Consider the following 2,757-nt stretch of genomic DNA (forward strand, 5'->3'; position numbering starts at 1 on the left):
AAAAATTCCTTCAAACCTGTTGACATTTCCAACACAACTTTCCATAATAAGAAGAAATATTATCCGAACGTTAACGGAGGATTAGTAACCTTGACGTAAGACCATTCGTTTGAAAGAGAGCGGGATTCACAGGCTGAAAGATCCTGCATGCTTGGTCTGACGGGGTGAACCTGCCTCCCGAGTCCCTTTAATCCAGGGCGCTTTTAGAGCGTTAACATAAATGAGCGGAATGCTGGTGACAGCATTCAAGTTAGGTGGTACCACGGAAATGAAGCCCTTTTCGTCCTTTCAATTAGATTGGATAGAAGAGGGCTTTTTTCTATTCAGCCAAAAAAAGGAGTCATTCATATGTCAAAAAAACGGATTGTATTGAAGATTGGCAGCAGCTCACTCACCAATACAAAAGGTGAAATAGATGAACAAAAATTCATGGATCATATTATGGCGATTGTCGCCTTGCGCAAGATGGGTCATGAGGTCGTTTTGGTATCCTCAGGAGCGGTAGCAGCAGGTTTCCGTGCACTCGGTTATCCTGGGAGGCCGGTGACGCTGAAAGGAAAGCAGGCAGCAGCGGCTGTCGGGCAAAGCCTGCTGATCCAGAACTATATGCAGAAGCTCGGGAAATTTAACCTTACGCCTGCCCAGATCCTTCTGACAAGAAACGATTTTTCCATGAAGGACCGCTATAAAAATGCCTATTCCACGATGGAGGAATTATTGAGCAGGGGGATTATTCCCATCATTAACGAAAATGATACTGTATCGGTTGCGGAGCTGACATTTGGGGATAATGATATGCTCTCTGCTCTTGTCAGCGGTCTGATTCATGCAGAACAGTTAATCATCTTAACGGATATTAACGGAGTATATGATTCCAATCCTGGCAAGAACAAGGATGCGAAGCGGTTCGACTTCATTCATGAGGTCACCGATTCATTTTTATCCTTTGCAGAGGGTTCAGGAACGAAGGTTGGAACTGGGGGTATGCTTTCTAAGCTGTTGGCGGCAAGGACTGCGAATTCCCTTGGGGTTCCAGTGTTTATTGGTTCAGGGCAGGGTGAGAATAAATTGCTCGACATTATTGCAGGACACGGAAACGGCACCTATGTCGGAAAGGATTCTTTAAGCCCGTTGAAGAATACGAAGCAATGGATTGCTTTCCACTCAGCCGTGACAGGAAGAATTTATGTTGATGAGGGAGCAGAGCTGGCTTTATTGAAAAAGGGAAGCAGTTTGCTGCCTGCAGGCATTCAACATGTAGCAGGCACTTTTGATAAAGGGGATGTCGTTGAGGTCCATGGGAAATCTGGGCTCCTTGGGAAAGGTGAAGTGCTTTACCCTTCCTACATTCTAGAGAGAATGATGGGGAAACACAGTACAGAGCTTGCTTGCGGAACGAATATGAGCATGGAAATCATCCATCGCGATCAATGGGTGACAATACCGAAAGAGAGGAAGATAATCAATGAGTGAGGTAAGGGAGAAGGGGAAAATCGCCAAAGAAGCAAGCTTTGCCTTGCTTAATGTTACGACCGAAGAGAAAAATGAAGCCTTACGACTGGTTGCTGAAAAGCTATTGGCTGAAAAAGACTATTTGATTCAAGAAAATATCCGGGATCTGCAGGCAGGAAAAGAGGCTGGGTTAACAGAGTCGGTACTGGACCGGATTATGCTGAATGAAAAACGGATTGAAGATATGTCCGCTGCCATACAGCTGTTGATTGAAATGAAGGACCCAATCGGTGAGGTTCTAGAAACAATCAAAAAAGAAAATGGGCTTTTCATTCAAAAGAAGGCTGTTCCAATCGGTGTCATCGGAATGATTTATGAAGCCAGACCGAATGTAACCGTTGATGCGGCAACACTCGCCTTGAAGACAGGGAACGCCGTTGTGCTTCGCGGAAGCTCATCCGCACAGTATTCCAACCAAGCACTTGTCAAGGTCATTCACGAGGCATTATCCCAATCAGCCATCACGCCTCTTAGCATTCAGTTAATAGAGGACACAAGCCGGGAGACAGCGAAAGAGCTGTTCACCATGAATGAATACCTCGATGTTCTTATTCCGCGCGGGGGTAAAAAATTAATTGAAACGGTTGTAAGGGAATCAACCGTGCCTGTACTGGAAACAGGGGCGGGTAATTGTCATCTATTCATTGACCGCACAGCCTCATTTGAGATGGCCTCTCGTATTGCTATCAATGCCAAGACGCAAAGACCGAGCGTGTGTAATGCGATTGAATCCATCTTGATTGAGAAGGAATGGTTCTCAATCCACGGTGCGGCATTCCTAAAAGAGCTTCACGAGCATGGAGTCACCATCTATGGAGATGAAAAAGTGTGTCAGGCATTTCCTCCCGCAAAACGAGCCCGCGAAGAAGACTGGGAAACCGAGTACCTTGGCTTAGAGATAAGTGTTAAGACGGTTTCAGATGTGAAGGAAGCCATAAATCACATCAATCGCTATGGAACGAAGCATTCAGAAGCTATCATTAGCGAAGATAAACAAAATGCTGAGATTTTCATGAATTTAGTCGACGCAGCAGCCGTCTACCATAATGCCTCAACCAGATTTACAGATGGATTTGAATTTGGCTACGGGGCTGAGATCGGCATCAGCACACAGAAGCTGCATGCACGTGGACCGATGGGATTAAAAGCTTTAACCTCAAATAAATTTTATCTATACGGAGAAGGTCAAATCCGAGTGTAAGAAGGGGAGAGAGCCGGTTCTATAGGGAATCGGCTCTTCTTCTT

At 45.4% G+C, this 2,757-nt stretch carries 2 protein-coding genes; both read left to right on the forward strand.

Going from position 1 to position 2,757, the window contains the following annotated elements; all coding sequences use genetic code 11:
- The first annotated feature begins 348 nt into the window (after window positions 1–348).
- The gene (gene proB, locus ACI35L_RS06070) at window positions 349–1,473 is read left to right on the forward strand and encodes a glutamate 5-kinase (RefSeq protein WP_439802458.1); all 1,125 of its coding nucleotides are present in this window, start codon (window positions 349–351) and stop codon (window positions 1,471–1,473) included.
- Window positions 1,466–2,713, forward strand: a complete 1,248-nt coding sequence (locus ACI35L_RS06075) for a glutamate-5-semialdehyde dehydrogenase (protein WP_439802459.1) — start codon at window positions 1,466–1,468, stop codon at window positions 2,711–2,713. The genes proB and ACI35L_RS06075 overlap by 8 nt, the downstream gene beginning before the upstream one ends.
- Window positions 2,714–2,757 lie beyond the last annotated feature (44 nt).

The sequence above is a fragment of the Pradoshia sp. genome (assembly GCF_051873915.1).
Lineage (GTDB): Bacteria > Bacillota > Bacilli > Bacillales > Pradoshiaceae > Pradoshia.